The sequence below is a fragment of the Amycolatopsis dongchuanensis genome, assembly GCF_039542405.1.
GTDB classification, from domain to species: domain Bacteria; phylum Actinomycetota; class Actinomycetes; order Mycobacteriales; family Pseudonocardiaceae; genus Amycolatopsis_E; species Amycolatopsis_E sacchari.
In genome coordinates, this window is sequence record NZ_BAABIB010000054.1 from 49860 (window position 1) to 65687 (window position 15828).

Sequence of the window (15828 nt, forward strand, 5' to 3'; positions counted from 1 at the left end):
GTCAGCTATCGTGGCGGCGTGACTTTCACGCTCCTTCCCGCCGTTGACGTGGCCGATGGCCAGGCCGTCCGGCTCGTCCAGGGCGAAGCCGGCACCGAGACCTCCTACGGGGACCCGCTGGAGGCGGCCCTCGCGTGGCAGCGCGACGGGGCGGAGTGGATCCACCTCGTGGACCTCGACGCCGCGTTCGGCAAGGGCTCGAACCGGGAGCTGCTGGCGGACGTCGTCGCGCGGCTGGACGTGCAGGTCGAGCTGTCCGGCGGCATCCGCGACGACGAGTCGCTGAAGGCGGCGCTGGCCACCGGTGCCCGCCGCGTCAACCTCGGCACCGCCGCGCTGGAGGACCCGGAGTGGACCGCGAAGGCCGTCGCCGAGTACGGCGACCGCGTCGCGATCGGGCTGGACGTGCGCATCACCGAGGCGGGCCACCGGCTCGCCGCGCGCGGCTGGACGCAGGACGGCGGTGACCTGTGGGAGGTGCTGGAGCGCCTCGACCGCGACGGCGCCGCCCGTTACGTGGTCACGGACGTGAGCAAGGACGGCACGCTCAAGGGCCCGAACCTGGAGCTGCTGAGCGAGGTCGCCGCCCGCACCGACGCCCCCGTCATCGCCTCCGGCGGAGTGTCCAGTTTGGACGACCTGCGGGCGCTGGCCCGGCTGTCCGGCGACGGCGTCGAGGGCGCGATCGTCGGCAAGGCGCTGTACGCGGGCGCGTTCACCCTGCCCGAGGCGCTGGCCGCCGTCCGCTGAGGCGCGGGGACCGGTCAGGCCTCCGCGAGGCGGATCGCGACGCCGACGACGCGGTCCTTCGGGCCGCGCAGGCGGCTGAAGAACATCGACACCCGGCCCACGACGCCGTACTTCCGCGCGATGGCGTGCCGCACGTGCTCGGTGCCGGCCTCGTCCAGCACGCGGGCGTGCCCGGTGAACTCCGGCCCGTGCGTCCGCCGTCCACGCAGGTCGCACGCCTGCACGCGGACCGTGCCGTCGCGCCGGATGCGCTTGACCTTGCCGGACTTCCGCTCGGTCCACACCGCCAGCTCGCCGTGGTAGGGCGCGGCCCACACCGGCGTCGCGACGGGTGTGCCGTCCTTGCGGTAGGTCGTCACCAGCACGTACTTCTCGGCCATCAGCCGCTCGATCCCGGAAGCCATACCCGCCACTATGGACCGACTTCGCCGAACCGGGCCAGTGCGAGCGCCGCGGCGACCGCGGCCGCGAACCCGGCGACCGCGAGCCAGCCGAACCCCGGCCGCGTCGTGTCGCCCAGCGCGAGCACGCCGATGAGCGACGGCAGCACCGTCTCCCCGACGACCATCAGTGCCGTCGCCGTCGTCACGCTGCCCCGTTGCAGCGCCGAGGCGTAGAACAGCATCCCCAGCGCGCCCGCCACGCCCACCGCGTACAGCGCCGGGTCGGCGAAGAACGCGCCCACGCTGTTCGTCGAGATGGTCCGCCCGGCCAGCGCGACGAGGGCGAACTGCAGCCCGGCGACCAGCCCGAGTGTCCACGGCACGCGTCCCGCCGCGAACCCGAGCAGGCCCAGCACGGCCGTCGCCACGAGCAACGCCACGTGGAACCCCAGCCCGACGGGAGCGGACCCCTCGCTCTGCGCCGACGCGCCCAGCAGCGCCAGCCCCGCGCACACCGCCACGACGGCCGCCCACTCCCGCGCGTGCAGCCGGGCGCCGATCGCGATCGCCGCGACGGCCGTCACCGCCAGGCTCGCCGCGAGCGCGGCCTGCACGACGAACAGGGGCAGCACCCGCAACGCGACCAGCTGCGCGAGGAACCCGACCACGTCCAGCGCGGTGCCCACGACGTAACGCCACTGCCGGAACACCCGCACCAGCAGCCGCGGATCCACCCCGCCCTCGCCGACCGCGACCGACCGGGCCGCGACCGCCTGCAGCACCGAAGCCACCCCGTACGCCACCGCCGCCAGCACCGCGCACAGCAATCCCCACCACATCCCGGCAAGCCTACGGCGCGCCCTCGGAACCGCCCGGCGACAGGCACCGGTGCGCAGGGTTCGGGGTCTGCGGCGCTACGACGCCACCTGGGAGTTGCTGCACTGGAACCCGCTGTCCGCGGCCACGTTCGGCGATCCGGCGCTCCGCGGCCTGGAGGACCGGTGTCCTCGGGAAGGTCGGTCCCGTCGAGGAGTACACCGGACGGGCCGACGGGACGGTTCGCCGACCGAGCGGGCAGCCTCCCGTGGGGAACCCCTTAAGCTGGAGATATGTCCGTAGCCGTGAGGGTGATCCCCTGCCTGGACGTCGACGCAGGCCGGGTCGTGAAGGGCGTGAACTTCGCCGACCTGCGCGACGCGGGTGACCCGGTGGAGCTGGCCGCCCGGTACGACGCCGAGGGCGCCGACGAGCTCACCTTCCTCGACGTCACCGCCTCCTCGGGCAACCGGGAGACCACGTTCGACGTCGTGCGCCGCACCGCCGAGCAGGTGTTCATCCCGCTCACCGTCGGCGGTGGCGTGCGCACGTGCGAGGACGTCGACCGCCTGCTGCGCGCGGGCGCGGACAAGGTGAGCATCAACACGGCGGCCATCGCGCGGCCGGAGTTCCTGCGTGAGGCGTCGCACCGGTTCGGCGCGCAGTGCGTCGTGCTGTCCGTGGATGCGCGCCGCGTGCCCGAAGGCGGTGAGCCGACGCCGTCCGGTTTCGAGGTGACCACGCACGGCGGCCGTCGCGGCACCGGCATCGACGCGGTCGAGTGGGCCGCGCGCGGCGAGGAGCTGGGCGTCGGCGAGATCCTGCTCAACTCGATGGACGCCGACGGCACCAAGGACGGGTTCGACCTGGAGCTGATCGAGCGGACGCGGAAGGTGGTCCGCGTGCCCGTCATCGCGAGCGGTGGCGCGGGCGCGGTCGAGCACTTCCTGCCCGCGGTGCGCGCCGGGGCCGACGCCGTGCTCGCGGCCAGCGTGTTCCACTTCGGACAGTTGAAGATCGGCGACGTCAAGGAATCCCTGCGCGCCGGGGGAGTCGAGGTCCGGTGAAGCGCCTCGAAGTGAAGGTGACGGTCGGGCTGCTGCTCGGGCTGGGCCTGGCGTACCTGGTGCTGGGCATCGTCATCGTGACCACGTCCGAAGCCTCGCCGCGCACGCTGCTGCTGCCGGTCGCGAGCGTGGTGCTCGGCGGGCTCGTCGCGGGCGGGCTGGTGCTGCGCATGCCCTCCGCGCGGTTCTTCGGGTTCGCCGTCACCGCGCTGCTGGCGCTGCTGCACGCTTTCCTGCTGCTCGCGAGCGCGGTGCTGTGGTTCAAGGTGTTCTCCGGCCTGCTCGCGGCCGGGTACGTCTACGCGTGGGTCCTGCTGAACTCCGCCCCCGTGCGCCGCCACCTGCTCGGAGATGCCGCGTGAGCCTCGATCCCGCACTGTCCGCCCGGCTCAAGCGCAACGCGGACGGCCTGGTGTGCGCCGTCGTCGTGGACCACGCGACCTCCGACGTGCTGATGGTCGCCTGGATGAACGACGAGGCGCTGGAGAAAACGCTGACCACCCGCCGCGGGACGTACTACTCGCGCAGCCGTCAGGAGTTGTGGGTCAAGGGGGAGACCTCGGGGCACGTGCAGCACGTGCGCGAGGTGCGCCTCGACTGCGACGGTGACACGGTGCTCGTCCGCGTGGACCAGACCGGTCCCGCGTGCCACACGAACACCCGCACCTGCTTCGACACCGACGAACGGTTGCTCCTGGCCGACGACCGCGGTTGACCGCGGAAAGACGTTCGCCTCGATCTTCCGGGTGAACTTCCGATCTCGTTGTCTGATTCGTTGCCAAGCCCGCCCCTCTCCGGGGAATGTATGGGGGACCAAAAACGATCTCCCCGTTTCCGGAAAGGTGCGGTCATGAGCGATACGCAGTGCTATTACGGGCAAATGCGCGGCAGGGCGCGGCAGTTGGTGAGCAAGCTGGACGACGCGATGAACGACCTCGTGCTGGTCGAGGCCGCGGTGGAGGAGGTTCTCCGCGCGGACATGGACAACCCGGGTGAGCTGTCCACAACGGACGGTGCGGATCTGCGGCAGTTCCTGGATTCAGCGCAGCTCGCCGTCCGGGCGGCGGAGCGCATCGCGAACGAGCACGTGCGGGACGTGGAGCGCGCCATGCAGCGGCTGGGGCTGATGCCGGAGAAGGTGAGCGCGTGAGTCAATTCGAACGTGTGGAACCGAGGTCGCCGGTGAGGTAACGCTGCAGGGTCGGGGCGACGGCGGCCACCACCGTTTCCACGTCGGCCGAGGCGAGCGGTTCGAACCCGGCGACGTAGCGCACCATGCCGATGCCGATCAGCTGGGAGGCGCACAGCGTGGCGCGCAACTGGGGGTGGTCCGCCTCGATCCGGGCGACGATCCGGCTGAGGACGTTCTCGATGAGGAAGTCGCGCAGCCCGATCGTGGCCTGGTCGTGGCCGGCGAGGCTGCGGACGAGCGCGGGGAAGACGCCGCCGGCGGAGGAGTCCCACACGGAGACGAACCGCCGGACGATCCGTTCGCCGAGCGTGTCGAGGTCCCCCTCGACGAGGGTCGAGACGACCACCTGGGGGTCGAACGGGAACTGGAGCACGGCCTGGGCGAACAAGGCGTCCTTGCCGCCGAACCAGTGGTTGACCATGGCCGCGTCGACCCCGGCCCGCGCCGCGATCGCCCGGACGGTGGCGCCCTCGTAGCCGCTCTCGGAGAACACCGCCCGCGCGGCCTCGAGCAGCGCCGCGCGGGTGTCCTGCCCGCCGGGCCGCCGCCCGCGGCGCTTGCCGGTGTTCGGTTGCTCTGCCGTGCTCACCGCTCCATCATGCCCTGCGGCACAGGGGAATTCGACGTGGGATGAATTGTGCCCACGGGTCCGCCCGGGTCATCCGGCGCCCGGGCGCGGTAGCCCAGCGGGGGAAATACCGGTGCCGCGTGACGCCCGGCGGCCCGCACTGGTCCTCCCGCCAGGTGGTGCTGCCTCCCGAAGTGCCTCCCTGCGCGTGGTGCGCGGGCCGGTGAACCTCCGCGCCACCGCGACCAGAAGGGAACTCAGGTCATGCCATCTGTGCGGAAATACCTGAAACGGTGGGCGGGACTGGCCGTGACGGCCCTGCTCGCGGGCGGGGTGACAGCCGGGTTCGCGCTGGGCGCCGCCCAGACTGCGACGGCGGCCACCGGCTCGTGCGTGCTGTCCCCCGGTGCGGCGCCGAGCGTGTACGCGGGGGACTACACCCTGCTGACGTTCGCCGTCGGCGCCGGGACCAGTGACTGCGACGTCGCCCCCGGGGACACCGTGAACATCACCCTGCCCGCCGGGGTGCAGACCGTCGGCGGCGCTTACACCTCCAACTTCGACGACGGTCTGTGGAACTGCACGTTCTCGCCCCAGAACGAGCGGCAGACGGCCACGTGCACGCCGAGCGTCGCCCTCCACATGGCGCCGGGCCAGCTCGCCGGGGTCTTCCTGCCGGTACTCGTTCCGGCGAGCACCGCCGCCGGAACGTACGACACGACGGCGACCTCCTCCTTTGGCCAGACCGTGACCAACACGGTCACCGTCAAGATCTGTCCCGACAACGCCCAGGCGACGAGGGTGGACCTGAACGAGGTCCTGCGGAGCGCGGCCGCGAACGGCGGTGGCGGTACCGCGACGCTGACCCGCCAGGACGGTCCGGCCGTGCGGGCGGCCGGGTCCTGCGTGCTCGCGCCCGCCGCCGGCCCGACGGTGTACGCGGGCGACTACGCGCTCCTGGCGTTCCAGGTCTCCGCGGGGACGAGCAACTGCGTCGTCGATCCGGGTGACACCGTGACGATCACCTTGCCCGCCGGGGTGGAGAACGTTCCGGGTGCCTTCACCTCGAGCTTCGACGACGGCCTGTGGAAGTGCACGTTCTCGCCGCAGACCGACCGGCAGACCGCCACGTGCACGCCGACCACGTCCATCGACATGCCGGTCGGCGCCGTCGCGGGGATCTTCCTGCCCGTCTACATCCCGGCGAACACCCCGGTGGGCACGTACCCGGCCACGGCGACTTCGTCGTTCGGCCAGACGGCGACCGACCCGGTCACCGTCCGGACCTGCGCGCCGGCGCCGCAGGTGGACCTGGCGATCACCAAGGCGGTCGACAAGAGCCAGGCGGCCCCGGGCGACCGGCTGACCTACACCCTCAACGTGCACAACAACAGCACGACGGAGTCCTCCGGGTGGACGGTGACCGACCGGCTGCCTGACGGGGTCACCGGACCCTGGGTCGCCAGCGCGGGTTGCTCGGTCAACGACGCCGACCGCGTCCTCACCTGTCTCGGTGGCGCACTCGCCGCCGGCGCGGACACGGCGATCACCGTCACCGGCACGGTCGACGGCTCGGTGCAGATGGTCTACAACACCGCCGTCGTGCACGGCAACGAGCTCGACCCGGACACCGGCAACGACACCTCCAACGAGGTGCTGACGGAGGTCGTGCCGCTGCTGTCGGCCGGGTTGGCCGCGGCCGTGGCCGGGTTGGCCGGCGGCGGGTACCTGATCCGCCGTCGCCGCACCGCGCACCGGCACTGACCGGTCCGGCGGGCGGCGCCGGTGCTCTCGCCGGCGTCGCCCGCCGCGTCGCGCCCCCGCTTGCCTGCCTGCCGAGGGCGCGCTTCCCGTGGCTAGGCTTTCCGCATGGTCGCTGTCCACTCCGCGAATTCCGCATCCGGCGGGCTCGGTGCCGTGAGCCCCGCCCGGGACGAGTTCCGCGCGCTCGCCCAGGACCGCCGGGTCATCCCGGTCGTCCGGCGGCTGCTCGCCGACGGGGAGACCCCCGTCGGCGTGTACCGCAAGCTCGCCGCGGACCGCCCCGGGACGTTCCTGTTCGAGTCGGCGGAGAACGGGGAGTCCTGGTCGCGGTGGTCGTTCATCGGCGTGCGCAGCCCGGCCGCGCTCACCGTGCGCGACGGCGAGGCCGTGTGGGTGGGCACCCCGCCCGTCGGCCTGCCCACGGAGGGCAACCCGCTGCAGGTGCTGCGGGAAACCGTCGCCGCACTGCACACCGAACCACTGCCCGGCATGCCCCCGCTCACCGGCGGCATGGTCGGCTACATCGGCTACGACGCCGTCCGCTGGCTGGAGAAGCTGCCCGAGCTGGCCGAGAAGGACCTCGACATCCCCGAGCTGACCATGCTCCTGGCCACGGACCTGGCGGCGTTCGACCACCACGAGGGCACGGTCACGCTCATCGCGAACGCCGTGAACTGGGACAACTCGCCCGAGCGCGTGGACGCGGCCTACGACGACGCCGTGCGCCGCCTGCAGGAGATGACCGAGCAGCTGCGCGAACCCGCTCCCTCCACGACCGCCGTCTTCTCGCGGCCCGCGCCGGAGTTCCGGCGGCACCGCACCAAGGAGGACTACCACGCGGCGGTCGAGGCGGCGGTCGAGGCGATCAAGGCCGGGGAAGCGTTTCAAGTCGTGCCCTCGCAACGGTTTGAGATCCCCACACAGGCCGACGCGCTCGACATCTACCGCGTGCTCCGCACGTCCAACCCCAGCCCGTACATGTACCTCCTGCGGCTGGAGGGCTTCGACATCGTCGGCTCCAGCCCGGAATCCCTCGTCACCGTCCGCGACGGCCGCGCGACCACGCACCCCATCGCCGGCACGCGCTGGCGCGGGGTGGACCCCGAGGAGGACGCGCAGCTGGCGAAGGACCTGCTGGCCGACGAGAAGGAACGCGCCGAGCACCTGATGCTCGTCGACCTGGGCCGCAACGACCTCGGCAAGGTGTGCAAGCCCGGCACGGTCCGCGTGGTCGACTTCTTCACCATCGAGCGCTACAGCCACGTGATGCACATCGTGTCCACCGTCACCGGCGAGCTGCGGGACGACCGCACGGCCTTCGACGCCGTGACGGCCTGCTTCCCCGCGGGCACGCTCTCCGGCGCGCCGAAGGTGCGCGCGATGGAGCTGATCGAGGAGCTGGAGCCGGTCCGCCGCGGGCTCTACGGCGGCGTCGTCGGCTACCTCGACTTCGCCGGGGACGCCGACACGGCGATCGCGATCCGCACCGCGCTGGTGCGCGACAACGTGGCGTACGTGCAGGCAGGCGGCGGTGTCGTGGCCGACTCGGTGGCCGACTACGAGGACAACGAGTCGCTGAACAAGGCGCGCACCGTGCTCTCCGCGGTCGCCGCCGCGCAGACCATGGCCCCCGCCAGGGCGCTGGACCCGGCCGATGACGCAGCCAACGCCCAGTAAGCGTCCACTGTGGACACTCGCGGTGCTGCTCCTGCTCGGGGCGGCGGCGCTGTGGGGTGCTTCGCGCCTGGTCTGGTCGGCGGAGCAGCACGACCGCGGCGTCCGCGGCGTCGTGCTGGAAACCCACACCGGGGCGCAGGTCCAGGGCGCGCTGGTGCCGCTGGCCGTGCTCGCGGTCGCCGGGGTGGCGGGCGCGGTGGCGACCGGCGGCTGGCCCCGCCGGGTCCTCGGCGTCCTGCTCGCACTGGCCGGGCTGTGGGCCTGCTGGCTCGCCGTCGACGGGCTCTCGTTCGGCGGTTTCCCCGCCGGGACACCCGGATGGCAGATCTTCACCGGACGCGGACTCGCGTTGCTGGGGGGAATTCTCGTGCTCCTCGGCGGGTTGATCGCCACCAGGAAGGCGGGCTCCATGCCGCGACTGGGCGCACGCTACGCGGCACCCAGCGTGAAGAAGACCGCCCGTGACCCCGACACGGAACTGTGGGAGGCGCTCTCCGAAGGCGAAGACCCGACTGACCGTTGACCCGGAACCGGCCCGTGACTGTGCGCGGGTTAGCATCTTTTCTGCGGGAAGGGGAAGGTGTTTGTGAGCCAGCTTTCGAGTGAAAACCTGGATGCGCCTGGGAACGGGGGCACCCGGTGAGCGTTCTCGAAGAAATCATCGCCGGTGTCCGCGCCGATCTCGCCGAGCGCGAGAAGGCACTGCCGTTCGACGAGTTGAAGGTGCTCGCCGCCAAGGCCGCCCCGCCGCGGGACGCCGCCGGTGCGCTGCGCGAGTCGTCGATCGGCGTGATCGCGGAGGTCAAGCGCCGCAGCCCGTCCAAGGGTGAGCTGGCCCAGATCGCCGATCCGGCGGCACTCGCGAAGGACTACGAAGAGGCGGGCGCCCGCGTCATCAGCGTGCTCACCGAGCAGCGGCGGTTCGGCGGCTCCCTCGCCGACCTCGACGCGGTGCGCAAGGCCGTTGACGTTCCGGTGCTGCGCAAGGACTTCATCGTCAGCCCGTACCAGGTGCACGAGGCCCGCGCGCACGGCGCGGACATGGTGCTGCTGATCGTGGCGGCGCTGGAGCAGAACGCACTGGTCTCGCTGCTGGACCGCGTCGAGTCGCTCGGCATGGCCGCGCTCGTCGAGGTGCACAACGCCGAGGAGGCCGACCGCGCGCTGGAGGCCGGGGCGCAGGTCATCGGCATCAACGCCCGCAACCTGCACACCCTCGAGGTGGACCGCGACGTGTTCGGCAGGCTCGCGCCGGGGCTGCCGTTCGACGTGACGAAGGTCGCGGAGTCCGGCGTCCGCGGCCCCGGTGACCTGATGGCGTACGCGGGCCACGGCGCCGACGCCGTCCTGGTCGGCGAGGGGCTCGTCGCCTCGGGTGACCCGAAGGGCGCGCTGGTCAAGCTCGTCACCGCCGGTTCGCACCCGGCCTGCCCGAGGCCGAGCCGATGAGCGAGGCGCACAACGAGCACGACCCCGACGAGCGCGGCTACTACGGCCCGTACGGCGGGCGGTTCATGCCGGAGGCGCTGATCGGCGTCGTCGACGAGGTGGCCGCCGAGTACGACAAGGCCCGCACCGACCCCGACTTCGTCAACGAGTTCAACCGGCTCCTGCGGGACTACGCCGGCCGCCCGTCGCTGCTGACCGAGGCCCCGCGCTTCGGCGAGCACGCCGGCGGCGCGCGGATCTTCCTCAAGCGCGAGGACCTCAACCACACCGGCTCCCACAAGATCAACAACGTGCTGGGCCAGGCGCTGCTCACCAAGCGGATGGGCAAGAAGCGCGTCATCGCCGAGACCGGGGCCGGCCAGCACGGCGTCGCCACCGCGACCGCGTGCGCGCTGCTGGACCTCGAGTGCGTGGTCTACATGGGCGAGGTGGACACCGAGCGGCAGGCGCTGAACGTGGCGCGCATGCGGCTGCTCGGCGCCGAGGTCGTCCCGGTCAAGACGGGTTCGCGCACCCTGAAGGACGCGATCAACGAAGCGCTGCGTGACTGGGTCACCAACGCCGACACCACGCACTACCTGTTCGGCACCGCCGCCGGGCCGTACCCCTTCCCGACGATGGTCCGGAACTTCCACAAGGTCATCGGCGAGGAAGCCCGCGCGCAGATCCTGGAGCAGACCGGCAGGCTGCCCGACGCCGTCGCCGCGTGCGTCGGCGGTGGTTCCAACGCCATCGGCATCTTCCACGGCTTCATCGACGACCCGGACGTCCGGCTCGTCGGCCTGGAGCCGGGCGGGGAGGGCGTCGAGACCGGTCGCCACGGCGCGACGCTGACCAAGGGCACGCCCGGCAACCTGCACGGCGCGATGACGTACCTGCTGCAGGACGAGGACGGCCAGACGATGGAGTCGCACTCCATCTCGGCCGGGCTGGACTACCCGGGCGTCGGTCCCGAGCACTCGTGGCTCAAGGACACCGGGCGTGCCGAGTACCGCCCGATCACGGACGCGGAGGCGATGGAGGCGCTCCGGCTGCTGTCGCGGACGGAGGGCATCATCCCGGCGATCGAGTCGGCGCACGCGCTGGCGGGTGCCATGCAGCTGGGCAAGGAGCTGGGCCGCGAGGCGCTGATCCTGGTCAACCTGTCCGGGCGCGGTGACAAGGACATGGACACCGCCGCGAAGTGGTTTGGCTTAGTGGACACAGCGGCGCAGAGCGCCTCCGCTGGGGTGGCGGCGGGCGACGGGCGGGCGGACGGGAAATGACGCTCAAGGAGATGTTCGCCCAGACGCGGAGCGAGGGCAGGGCGGCGCTGGTCGGCTACCTGCCCGCCGGCTACCCGAGCGTCGAGGGCTCGAAGGACCTGCTCGCCGCGATGATCGACGGTGGTGCGGACCTCGTCGAGGTCGGCATGCCGTACTCGGACCCGGTGATGGACGGGCCGACGATCCAGCTCGCCGCGGACACCGCGCTCAAGCAGGGGTTCCGGCTCAAGCAGCTGTTCGAGGTCGTCGAGTCGGTGTCGGCGCGCGGCGGCCGGGCCGTCGTGATGACGTACTGGAACCCGGTGCACCGCTACGGCGTCGACCGCTTCGCGCGGGACCTGGCGTCCGCGGGCGGGCTGGGCATGATCACGCCGGACCTGATCCCGGACGAGGCCGCCGAGTGGATGGCCGCGTCGGAGGAGCACGGCCTGGACCGGATCTTCCTGGTCGCGCCTTCGTCCTCGGAGGAGCGGCTCGACCTGACCGCGCGGGCGGCCTCGGGCTTCCTGTACGCCACGGCCGTCATGGGCGTGACCGGGGCGCGGGACCAGGTCGGCGCGGGTGCCGCGGAGCTGGTGCGGCGCGCGCGGGCGCACACGGACCTGCCGATCGGCGTCGGCCTCGGCGTGCGGTCCCGTGAGCAGGCGGCGGAGGTCGCCGGGTTCGCGGACGCGGTGATCGTCGGCTCGGCGCTGGTGACGAAGGCCGCCGAGGGTGCCGAGGCCGTGCGGGCGCTGAGCGCCGAGCTGGCGGAGGGCGTGCGGCAGCCGGTCGCGGCCTGAAGAAAATCCGTGGCCGGGCGCGGGCCGTCGCGGGCAGAGTGATCGCATGGAACTCGCGCAGGTCAACATCGCCCGGCTCAAGGCCCCGCTGACCGATCCGCAGCTGGCCGACTTCGTCGCCGCGCTGGACCCGGTGAACGCGATCGCCGACGCCGCACCGGGTTTCGTGTGGCGGCTGCAGACCGAGGACGGCAACGCCACGGCGGTGCGCGCGTTCGAGGACGACGGGCCGGAGATCATCGTCAACATGTCCGTGTGGCGTTCGGTCGAGGACCTGGCCGCGTTCACGTACTCCGGGCAGCACCGCGAGCTGTTGCGGCGTCGGCGCGAGTGGTTCGAGCGGATGCGGGAGGCGTACACCGCGTTGTGGTGGGTGCCCGACGGGCACCGGCCGGGGACGGCGGAAGCCGAGGAGCGGATCCGGCACCTGCGGGAGCACGGCCCGACGCCGCATGCGTTCACGTTGAAGGTCACGTTCTCGCCGGAGTCCGACGCCCCGGCCCCCGGCTGGCGGTGTCCGGCGTGAGCCGCGTCGTCTCGGTGAACGTGTCGGGCGACGGCTCCGACACCGGTATCGACAAGCGCCCGGTGACGGAGCCGGTCCGGGTGTCCGCGCCGGGGCCGCTGGGCACCGGGGGCAGCGGGCTGGCGGGCGACGTGATCAAGGACCTGCGGTACCACGGCGGCGACGACCAGGCGGTGTACGCGTACGCGCGCGAGGATCTCGACGAGTGGGCCGCCCAGCTGGGGCGGACGCTGACGCCGGGGATGTTCGGGGAGAACCTGACCACGGCCGGTCTCGACGTGACGGGCGCGAAGATCGGCGAACGCTGGCGGATCGGCGACGACGTGGTGCTGGAGGTTTCCGCGCCGCGCACCGCCTGCCGCGTGTTCGCGAAGTGGCTGGGCGAGAAGCAGTGGGTCAAGCGGTTCACGCTGCACGGGAAGCCGGGCGCGTACCTCCGGGTGATCGAGCCGGGGGAGATCCGGGCGGGCGATCCGGTGACGGTCGTCTCGCGGCCCGCGCACGACGTGACGGTGGGGTTCGCGTTCCGCGCGCTGCTGCGGGAGCCGGAGTTGCTGCCGGAGCTGGTGGTCGCGGAGGCGTTGCCGGGGCCGGAGCTGCGCAGGGCGCGCAAGGCCGCCGGAGGCCGGCCGGGCGGGGCGTGAAAAGCTGGCGGCATGGCCAAACCGTCACCCCTCCAGTTGCGCAACCTGGTACTGGCCGTGCTGATGCTCCTGGCCGGCGGCTGGAACCTGTGGCGCGGCGGTCCGTGGTGGCTGACGGCCATCTTCGGGGTCGGGTGTGTCCTCGCGGTCGCGTCGGCGTTCCTCAACCGCCCTGCCGACTGACCGGACCGCCGGGCTTCACGCCGTTCTGTGACCCGGGCAGGCTACGGTGGCCCCGTGCACACGGTGTTCCTCGCGACGATCCCCAGCCCGGACCGGGGCGTCTGGTACCTCGGACCGATCCCGATCCGCGCCTACGCCCTGTTCATCATCCTGGGCATCATCCTCGCCATCTGGTGGGGTGAGCGCCGCTGGCAGGAGCGCGGCGGCACCAAGGGCACGGTCGTGGACATCGCGGTGTTCGCCGTGCCGTTCGGCATCATCGGCGGGCGGCTGTACCACGTCATCACCGACGCGGAGCTGTACTTCGGGCCCGGCAAGGACCCGGTGAAGGCGCTCTACATCTGGGACGGCGGCCTCGGCATCTGGGGCGCCATCGCACTGGGCGGTGTCGGGGCGTGGATCGCCTGCCGCCGCAGGGGGATCCCGCTCCCGGCGATGGCCGACGCGATCGCACCCGGGATCGTCACGGCGCAGGCCATCGGGCGCCTCGGCAACTACTTCAACCAGGAGCTGTACGGCGCGCACACGTCGCTGCCGTGGGGTCTGGAGATCTACCAGCGCTTCGACCCGGACAACCCGGCGATCCCCGACCAGGGTCCCGACGGGGTGGCCTTCGGGCACATCCCGCTGGCGGACAGCCCGGTGCAGCCGACGTTCCTCTACGAGCTGCTGTGGAACCTCGCGGTGGCCGCGCTCGTGGTGTGGCTGGACCGGCGGCTGAAGCTGGGGCACGGGCGGGCGTTCGCGCTGTACGTCGCGGGCTACACCCTCGGCCGGTTCTGGATCGAGCTGCTGCGCTCCGACCACGCGAACGAGATCCTCGGCCTGCGGGTGAACGTCTGGACGTCGGTACTGGTGTTCCTCGGCGCGATGATCTACTTCGTGGTCGCCCGCAAGCGCGGCCCGCGCGAGGACCCGGAACTCCTCGCCACGGTGAAGCCGGAGCCGGAGAAGGTGAACTAGCCGAACCACGCCGGGCACGACAGCCTGGAGCGGCGGAAACGGCCGTGCCCGCGGCGAACTGGACCACGCGCCCCGGCTCGTGGCGGGCACCAGTGTCAGCGTGACGACCGGCAGCAGGCAACCGCCGCCGTCGCAGACCGCGACGGTGAAGCCGGAGCCGGAGAAGGTCAACTAGCCGAACCACGTCTTCACGGCGGCGTCGAGCGCTTCGGAAACGGCTCGTGCCTGCGGCGAACTGGACCACGCGCTCCGGCTCGTGGCGGGCACCGGCGTCAGCGTGACGACCGGCAGCATCGGCAACGCCGCGGGCGTCCGCAGGATTCGCCGGTGCGGCAGCAGGCAACCGGCGCCGTCGCAGACCGCGACGGTGAAGCCGGAGCCGGAGAAGGTGAACTAGCCGAACCACGTCTTCACGGCGGCGTCGAGCGCTTCGCCGCCGGCCCAGGCGATGACGCCGTCGGGGCGCAGCAGCAGCGGGCCGGGGGTCGTCACGTCGAGTGCGTCCACCCGGTCTGTCACGGGAGCGGACGGCGTGAGCAGCAGGCCTCGGCCCGTCGTCATGTGCTCGTACAGATGTGACACAGCGCCGTCGACGCCGACGAGTTCGAGGTCGGCGCAGTGCTGTCCGACCGGCTCGGCCGCGGGGTAGGGGAACGGGTAACGCAGGTTCACCCCGGACAGCAGGTCGGCGAAGTACCGGTTCACCTCGGGGAGGTCTATCAGGTCCGCGACGATCTCGCGGAGCGCGTCGACGTGCGGGCCCGGCGCCAGCAGCGCCGACTGCGCCCGCGTGTTGCGCAGGACGGCTTCGCCCGCCGGATGCCGTTCCCGCGAGTAGGTGTCCAGCAGCGCCTCTGGGACGTCACCGCGGATCACGGCGGCCAGCTTCCAGCCGAGGTTCACCGCGTCCAGCAGCCCGAGGTTCAGCCCCTGCCCGCCGCTCGGTGAGTGCACGTGCGCCGCGTCGCCCGCCAGGAACACCCGGCCGCGGCGGTAGGTGTCGGCCTGGCGCGCCTGGTCCCCGAACCGGCGGCTCTCGGAAACCTCCTCGACGACCACGGACCGGCCTGTCACGCGCTCGATCGCTTCGGCCAGCTCGCCGGGCGTGACGGGGCCTTCCGGCTCGGAGTCCCGTGCGGGCTCCTGCACCCCGGCCATGCCGTGGCCGTGCAGGAAGGTGCCACGGGGATACCGGCCAGGCGCGGGGACTTCTCCGGCGAACCGCACCCGCCCCGCGATCATCCGGAGCAGCGCCGGGGTGCCGGGAAAACCGAACCCGGCCAGCTTGCGGACCGTGCTGCGCCCGCCGTCGCACCCGGCGAGCCACGGCGCACGCCACCGCCGGCCGCCCGCCACCACCGTCACCGAGTCCACAGTGGACTCGAGCGCGTCCACCTCGTGCCCGCGCAGGACCCGCACCCCGAGGCGTCCGGCGTGGTCGGCGAGCAGCCGTTCGAGCTGGGGTTGCCAGATGTAGGTGCCGCGCCTGCCGGGATCCGGCACGAGCTTGTGGATGTTCGCGAAGTGCCCGAGGTGGCTGCCGTGGTCGCGGGCGAAGTCCCGCACGCCGTCCTCGTGCGCCGCGTCGAGCTGGGGGCCGAGGCCCCGGCGCCGCAGCGCTTCGGTGGCGAGCACGCCGATGCCGCGTGCCTTCGGCTCCCCGCTGGGTTCGGGCAACCGCTCCAGCACGAGCGCCCGCACCCCGCCGAGGGCGAGTTCCGCGGCGAGGCAGAGGCCCACCGGCCCCGCCCCGACGACCAGCACGTCAGCGTCCACGAGGTCCTCCTTAACTTGTTAAA

General features: G+C 72.4%; 20 protein-coding genes. 16 read left to right on the forward strand and 4 right to left on the reverse strand.

What is annotated here, in order from left to right:
- The first annotated feature begins 18 nt into the window (after window positions 1–18).
- A complete protein-coding gene (gene priA / locus ABFX51_RS11250; RefSeq protein ID WP_091516141.1) occupies window positions 19–750 on the forward strand; it encodes a bifunctional 1-(5-phosphoribosyl)-5-((5-phosphoribosylamino)methylideneamino)imidazole-4-carboxamide isomerase/phosphoribosylanthranilate isomerase PriA in 732 nt (243 codons plus the stop codon).
- 14 nt (window positions 751–764) lie between these two features.
- Here the strand turns inward: priA and ABFX51_RS11255 are convergent, their stop codons facing one another.
- Both ABFX51_RS11255 and ABFX51_RS11260 read right to left on the reverse strand, forming a co-directional pair.
- Window positions 765–1154: a PPOX class F420-dependent oxidoreductase gene (locus ABFX51_RS11255; protein WP_346053686.1), complete on the reverse strand. Its 390-nt coding sequence runs from the start codon at window positions 1152–1154 to the stop codon at window positions 765–767.
- Between the two features lie 8 nt (window positions 1155–1162).
- The gene (locus ABFX51_RS11260; RefSeq protein ID WP_091516143.1) at window positions 1163–1972 is read right to left on the reverse strand and encodes a DMT family protein; all 810 of its coding nucleotides are present in this window, start codon (window positions 1970–1972) and stop codon (window positions 1163–1165) included.
- A gap of 270 nt (window positions 1973–2242) precedes the next feature.
- On the opposite strand from ABFX51_RS11260, the gene hisF reads away from it, so the two are divergent.
- From hisF to ABFX51_RS11280, 4 genes are all read left to right on the forward strand, one after another.
- The gene (gene hisF, locus ABFX51_RS11265; protein ID WP_091516146.1) at window positions 2243–3016 is read left to right on the forward strand and encodes an imidazole glycerol phosphate synthase subunit HisF; all 774 of its coding nucleotides are present in this window, start codon (window positions 2243–2245) and stop codon (window positions 3014–3016) included.
- Entirely contained in the window at window positions 3013–3378 is a 366-nt protein-coding gene (locus ABFX51_RS11270) for a hypothetical protein (RefSeq protein WP_091516148.1), read from the forward strand. The genes hisF and ABFX51_RS11270 overlap by 4 nt, the downstream gene beginning before the upstream one ends.
- Complete coding sequence (hisI, locus tag ABFX51_RS11275) at window positions 3375–3731, forward strand: phosphoribosyl-AMP cyclohydrolase (RefSeq protein ID WP_091516150.1); 357 nt, start codon at window positions 3375–3377, stop codon at window positions 3729–3731. Before ABFX51_RS11270 ends, hisI begins: the two co-directional genes overlap by 4 nt.
- Before the next feature lie 135 nt (window positions 3732–3866).
- Complete coding sequence (locus ABFX51_RS11280) at window positions 3867–4166, forward strand: hypothetical protein (protein WP_143250010.1); 300 nt, start codon at window positions 3867–3869, stop codon at window positions 4164–4166.
- A gap of 1 nt (window position 4167) precedes the next feature.
- Here ABFX51_RS11280 and ABFX51_RS11285 read toward each other — a convergent pair whose 3' ends face one another.
- A complete protein-coding gene (locus ABFX51_RS11285) occupies window positions 4168–4797 on the reverse strand; it encodes a TetR/AcrR family transcriptional regulator (RefSeq protein ID WP_091516156.1) in 630 nt (209 codons plus the stop codon).
- Between the two features lie 243 nt (window positions 4798–5040).
- Here ABFX51_RS11285 and ABFX51_RS11290 point away from each other — a divergent pair, with 243 nt between their 5' ends.
- The 11 genes from ABFX51_RS11290 to ABFX51_RS11340 all read left to right on the forward strand — a co-directional run bounded on the left by ABFX51_RS11290 (window position 5041) and on the right by ABFX51_RS11340 (window position 14426).
- Window positions 5041–6540, forward strand: coding sequence for a DUF11 domain-containing protein (locus ABFX51_RS11290; RefSeq protein WP_346053687.1), 1500 nt, complete (start codon window positions 5041–5043; stop codon window positions 6538–6540).
- A gap of 105 nt (window positions 6541–6645) precedes the next feature.
- Window positions 6646–8217 (forward strand): anthranilate synthase component I, encoded by a 1572-nt coding sequence (locus tag ABFX51_RS11295; RefSeq protein ID WP_346053688.1) that lies wholly within the window; start codon window positions 6646–6648, stop codon window positions 8215–8217.
- Entirely contained in the window at window positions 8195–8740 is a 546-nt protein-coding gene (locus ABFX51_RS11300; protein ID WP_346053689.1) for a Trp biosynthesis-associated membrane protein, read from the forward strand. Before ABFX51_RS11295 ends, ABFX51_RS11300 begins: the two co-directional genes overlap by 23 nt.
- Window positions 8741–8856: 116 nt before the next feature.
- Entirely contained in the window at window positions 8857–9666 is an 810-nt protein-coding gene (trpC, locus tag ABFX51_RS11305; RefSeq protein ID WP_091516163.1) for an indole-3-glycerol phosphate synthase TrpC, read from the forward strand.
- A complete protein-coding gene (trpB, locus tag ABFX51_RS11310; protein ID WP_428832466.1) occupies window positions 9645–10931 on the forward strand; it encodes a tryptophan synthase subunit beta in 1287 nt (428 codons plus the stop codon). The genes trpC and trpB overlap by 22 nt, the downstream gene beginning before the upstream one ends.
- Complete coding sequence (gene trpA, locus ABFX51_RS11315) at window positions 10928–11713, forward strand: tryptophan synthase subunit alpha (RefSeq protein ID WP_346053691.1); 786 nt, start codon at window positions 10928–10930, stop codon at window positions 11711–11713. Before trpB ends, trpA begins: the two co-directional genes overlap by 4 nt.
- 46 nt (window positions 11714–11759) lie before the next feature.
- Window positions 11760–12239, forward strand: a complete 480-nt coding sequence (locus ABFX51_RS11320) for a DUF3291 domain-containing protein (protein WP_346053692.1) — start codon at window positions 11760–11762, stop codon at window positions 12237–12239.
- A complete protein-coding gene (locus tag ABFX51_RS11325; protein ID WP_346053693.1) occupies window positions 12236–12883 on the forward strand; it encodes an MOSC domain-containing protein in 648 nt (215 codons plus the stop codon). Before ABFX51_RS11320 ends, ABFX51_RS11325 begins: the two co-directional genes overlap by 4 nt.
- 12 nt (window positions 12884–12895) lie before the next feature.
- The gene (locus tag ABFX51_RS11330; protein ID WP_177228988.1) at window positions 12896–13066 is read left to right on the forward strand and encodes a hypothetical protein; all 171 of its coding nucleotides are present in this window, start codon (window positions 12896–12898) and stop codon (window positions 13064–13066) included.
- 63 nt (window positions 13067–13129) lie between these two features.
- Window positions 13130–14029, forward strand: coding sequence for a prolipoprotein diacylglyceryl transferase (gene lgt, locus ABFX51_RS11335; protein ID WP_091516198.1), 900 nt, complete (start codon window positions 13130–13132; stop codon window positions 14027–14029).
- Between the two features lie 256 nt (window positions 14030–14285).
- Entirely contained in the window at window positions 14286–14426 is a 141-nt protein-coding gene (locus ABFX51_RS11340; RefSeq protein ID WP_177228989.1) for a hypothetical protein, read from the forward strand.
- On the opposite strand, the gene ABFX51_RS11345 is transcribed toward ABFX51_RS11340, so the two are convergent.
- A complete protein-coding gene (locus tag ABFX51_RS11345; protein ID WP_346053694.1) occupies window positions 14423–15805 on the reverse strand; it encodes an FAD-dependent monooxygenase in 1383 nt (460 codons plus the stop codon). The genes ABFX51_RS11340 and ABFX51_RS11345 overlap by 4 nt on opposite strands.
- Window positions 15806–15828 lie beyond the last annotated feature (23 nt).